The following is a 5,408-nucleotide window of genomic DNA, read 5'->3' as shown; positions in this document are numbered from 1 at the left end:
CTGAACACCATCTTTATCTTGATCGAACCATACTTTATCTCCTAAATTGAATACTGATTGAGAATCAGAGATTGAGTCTGTTACTGAATCTGTGATTGAATCCGTTACTGAATCCGTCACTGAGTCTGTTACTGAGTCCGTTACTGAATCTGTTACTGAGTCTGTTACTGAATCTGTCACTGAGTCTGTTACTGAATCTGTCACTGAATCCGTCACTGAGTCCGTTACTGAATCTGTCACTGAGTCTGTCACTGAGTCTGTTACTGAGTCTGTTACTGAGTCCGTCACTGAGTCCGTTACTGAATCTGTCACTGAGTCTGTTACTGAATCCGTTACTGATTCTGTTACTGAGTCTGTTACTGAATCCGTTACTGAGTCTGTTACTGAATCCGTTACTGAATCCGTTACTGAATCTGTCACTGAGTCTGTTACTGAATCCGTCACTGAGTCTGTTACTGAGTCCGTTACTGAATCTGTTACTGAGTCTGTTACTGAATCTGTCACTGAGTCCGTTACTGAATCTGTCACTGAGTCCGTTACTGAATCTGTGATTGAATCTGTTACTGAATCTGTTACTGAGTCCGTTACTGAATCTGTGATTGAATCCGTTACTGAATCTGTCACTGAGTCCGTTACTGAATCTGTTACTGAGTCCGTTACTGAATCTGTTACTGAATCTGTCACTGAATCTGTTACTGAATCTGTCACTGAATCTGTTACTGAATCCGTCACTGAATCTGTCACTGAATCCGTCACTGAATCTGTCACTGAATCCGTTACTGAATCTGTCACTGAATCTGTTACTGAATCTGTCACTGAATCCGTTACTGAATCTGTGATTGAATCTGTTACTGAATCCGTTACTGAATCTGTGATTGAATCTGTTACTGAATCTGTTACTGAGTCCGTTACTGAATCTGTTACTGAATCTGTCACTGAATCTGTTACTGAATCCGTCACTGAATCTGTCACTGAATCTGTTACTGAATCCGTCACTGAATCTGTTACTGAGTCTGTCACTGAATCCGTTACTGAATCTGTGATTGAATCTGTTACTGAATCTGTTACTGAGTCCGTTACTGAATCTGTTACTGAATCTGTCACTGAGTCCGTTACTGAATCTGTTACTGAATCCGTCACTGAATCTGTTACTGAGTCTGTCACTGAATCTGTCACTGAGTCTGTTACTGAATCTGTCACTGAGTCTGTTACTGAATCTGTCACTGAGTCTGTTACTGAATCTGTCACTGAGTCTGTTACTGAATCTGTCACTGAGTCTGTTACTGAATCTGTCACTGAGTCTGTCACTGAATCCGTTACTGAATCTGTCACTGAATCTGTCACTGAATCTGTCACTGAGTCCGTTACTGAATCTGTCACTGAATCTGTTACTGAGTCTGTCACTGAATCCGTTACTGAGTCTGTCACTGAATCTGTCACTGAATCTGTCACTGAATCCGTTACTGAATCTGTCACTGAATCCGTTACTGAATCCGTCACTGAATCCGTCACTGAATCCGTTACTGAATCTGTCACTGAGTCTGTTACTGAATCCGTTACTGAATCTGTCACTGAGTCTGTTACCGAATCCGTTACTGAGTCTGTTACTGAATCTGTGATTGAGTCTGTTACTGAATCCGTTACTGAATTATAACCTGCATCAATTGTCATGTTATCAGCATTATTAATAACTGCAGTTACTCTATTATTAGTAGGTGTGATATCTGAATCAGTCGCGTCATTACCAGCGTTTGCTGTAGTCGGTGTTAACAATGTTGAATCTGGATTAATAAATTCAACAGTATACGTGCCATTCGATAAACCTGCAAATTCATAATGACCTGTGTTATCTGTAGTTGTTGTTCCGATTAATTTACCAGTTTGATCGTACAGATTAACTGTTACTCCTTCTAACGGAGCTTCATTAGCTGAAGTTCCTTGAACACCATCATTATCTGCATCTAACCAAACATAATCTCCTAATTTATATGTTGGTTGTGTAACTAATCCCGCATCAATTGTCATGTTATCTGCATTGTTAATAGTAGCGTTTGCTGTATACATTCCGTTTGCTTTTAAAGTCGGATCAGAATCCACTGCATCATTTGTTGTAGAATCTGCTGTTGTTACATCATACCCTGTTGGTGGTACGAATTGAACTTGATAATTACCGTTTGAAAGTCCTGTGAATACATAATGACCTGTAGCGTCAGTAGTTGTTGTTCCAATTACTTTACCTGTATCATCCATTAAATTTACAGTAACACCTGCAACCGGAGTTTCAGCTGCATCTTGAATACCATCTTTATTAGCATCTAACCAAACGTAGTCTCCAAGTTTGTAAGTAGGTGTAGTTCCAGTACCAGTAGAAACTGGTGTAACTGTTGCGTACTCATTTGCATGGAAAGTATCGTTTGCATAAGAAATATTTGGATCTGTAAAAATATTTGATGTCATATTATATCTGACAGTTGGACTACCTGAATAATTTGGATCCAGAGTAGCAACATCCATAATAACATAAGAGTCACCTGAAGCTAAAGCACTTCCAAAGTTAACTGTAACTGTACCGTTTGCATTAATGACTGGTACAAATGTACTTGACACATCCGTCAATTGTGACAAATCAGGATGGAAACTATCCGGCAATGTATACCCAGGATTTACTTTATAAACCTTAATATCACTTACAGAATCATATTTTAAACCAGTTGGTGCAATCGTAATTCTAGCAGGATTAATTGCTTGGTGATCTTGGTTAATGTATGTTGTGTTATAAAAATCATTTCCAACTATTTTATCTGTCGTACCAATTAATGAATCATGTCCATTAGGATTATTACCATAGTCAAAAATAAGACTATTTGTATGTGTTTCACCAGCAAAATCAATTGTTAATGGATAAGATGTTTTATCTGTTGTAACAGTAGTTTTATCAGGATAGAAATAAGTCATTAATGATCCTTGAACGTTATCATATAAATCTACATAGTTTGTGAATGTATATGTGATTGTTTTTGTAGCTTCATCATAACTTGCTTTAGCAATTGTACTTCCATCTGCCGCTTTTAAATCTGTAAGAAATGGAGTTAATTCCCCTGGATTACCTAAGTTTTGACCAAGTTGAACTGTAAAGAAATCTCCCATTTGTACAGAATTATCTACAGTATAATCGGCATTAAATTGAATTTCTTCATGTGCTGTAATCCAAACTTCTCCATCTTGTTGAGCTTCACCTGAATCTGAGAACACCATATTAGATGCTGTTACTAATGCATTAACATTTGAAGGCGTACCGTTTAATGCCTTTACAGTTGTTGTGTCAGCTGATGCTAAACTAATAGATTTCATCATCGATGTAGTAGATGTAGTTGCTACTGGAGTAGCTAATACTGTACTCGCACTTTGCTTTTCAGCGATTGCTTTTAAGATACCAGCCATTAATTCTTCGCTAGTCATAGTATTAACATCTAAATTCATACTTGCAAATGTAGCTTGAGCTTCTTCTGTTGTTACTCCTAAATTTTCAGCAATATAGTTATTTACGATTGCTGTTTTTTGTGTAGTGTCAGTGTTGCTTTGGATTTTCTCTACAGTGGCAGTTACTGATTCTATTGTCGGCGGAATGATATCAGGTGTCGTTGTCGGAACTTCTGTTGTCGGAGCTTCTGTTGTCGGAGCTTCTGTTGTTGCTTTTTCTGTCGTTGGCGCTTCTGTTGTTGCTGCTTCTGTTGTTGCTTTTTCTGTCGTTGGCGCTTCTGTTGTTGCTGCTTCTGTTGTTGCTTTTTCTGTCGTTGGCGCTTCTGTTGTTTCTGCTTCTGTTGTTGGCGCTTCTGTTGTTGCTGCTTCTGTTGTTGGCGCTTCTGTTGTTGCTGCTTCTGTTGTTGGCGCTTCTGTTGTTGCTGCTTCTGTTGTTGCTTTTTCTGTCGTTGGCGCTTCTGTTGTTGCTTTTTCTGTCGTTGGCGCTTCTGTTGTTGCTGCGGTTGTTGTTGGTGCGGCTGTCGTTGCTGCTTCTGTCGTCGCTGTTTCTGCTGCTTCGACTTTCGCATCTTCACCTAAGAACATTAATGATCCTATTAATATAGATGCTGTTCCTACCGTAAACTTTCTAATTGAATACTTGTTTAATTTGTTTGCAATAAAATCGTAACGCTTACCACTTGTAGTTTTTTTCATGTATTTTCCTCCATATAATATATTCATCTCAAAACAATTTTTTTAAATTAAATGAATATAACTTAACATGTACCAAATATAATTCAATTCAAGTTTTGCTAAAAGAGACACTTTTATAGAAACATGTCTCCTTTTACGTATTCCTAACATAATTAAAAGAAATTAAGTATTACACAATATTATATATAAAATGTATTTTCAGAATATTGTTTCTCTTCAATCATTGATAACAAAGGACTTGAAAACACTTACACGTTTTTTGAATATTTTATATTTCAAATATCATCTTTGAAATACTCTTTTTTCATTTCAATAAATATTTAGAAAAAAATTTAAAAAATATTTTTATTTTTTTATTATTTTTATTCACTTGTTGTTTTTTTAAATACAAATATTACGATTTTACACAGAAAAGAAACTCACATCAATTTGATGTGAGGTTCTTTTCCTTCTATTATATATGTTATTTTTTTCTTCTATATAATAGTGCTCCACCTATGCCAGCTAATATTGCTGCTAATGCTCCACCATTATTTTCTTCGCCTGTATCAGGTAAAGTTGCTAATGTTTTATCATTTTTAGGTGTTTGCTCAGAAACTTTAGTTGTTACTGTGCTATATGATGTTACTGGTGTTTCTGATTTTACTGTGTTATTTGGAACGCTTGATTCACCATTTTCTACTTGATGATTGCCTGGTTCACTTGGCTCACCTGGTTCTAAAGGAGTACCTGGTTCACTTGGTGTTTCCGGTTCATTTGGTGTTTCAATAACAAATCCTGAATCAATTGTCATATCGTCTGCGTTGTTAATTGTTACTTTCACAACTTGACCATCTGAATCTAATCCGTCGTTACCTACGTTAGTGATTGTTGGACCAGTGTATCCTTCCGGAGTACTGAAAGTAATTGTATAGTCGCCGTTTGGTAAATTCGTAAAGATATAATTACCATTCGCATCTGTCGTTGTTGTTACTGTTGAACCATCTGGTTTTGTTAACGTTACTATTACGCCTGCAATTCCTGGTTCATTCGCATCTTGAACGCCATCTTTGTCCTGATCGAACCATACTTTATCTCCTAAGTTATAAACCGGTGTCGCTGGTTCTTTAACAAATCCTGAATCGATTGTCATATCGTCAGCATTGTTGATTGTTACTTTCACAACTTGACCATCTGAATCTAATCCGTCATTGCCTACGTTAGAGATTGTCGGACCATTATATCCGTCTGGT

The 5,408-nt window shown here is 37.0% G+C and carries 2 protein-coding genes; both read right to left on the bottom strand.

From position 1 onward, the window contains the following. On the bottom strand, positions 1-4,176 hold a 4,176-nt coding region (locus OCL94_RS13055), incomplete at its 3' end, for an SdrD B-like domain-containing protein (RefSeq protein ID WP_262997357.1). Positions 4,177-4,639: 463 nt separating this feature from the next. After that, positions 4,640-5,408 (bottom strand): SdrD B-like domain-containing protein (locus OCL94_RS13255; RefSeq protein ID WP_317618569.1); only part of this gene is annotated, 769 nt, incomplete at its 5' end.

This window comes from Macrococcus capreoli, from assembly GCF_025628935.1.
GTDB classification, from domain to species: domain Bacteria; phylum Bacillota; class Bacilli; order Staphylococcales; family Staphylococcaceae; genus Macrococcoides; species Macrococcoides capreoli.
This window is presented reverse-complemented; position numbering and strand designations above follow the sequence as displayed.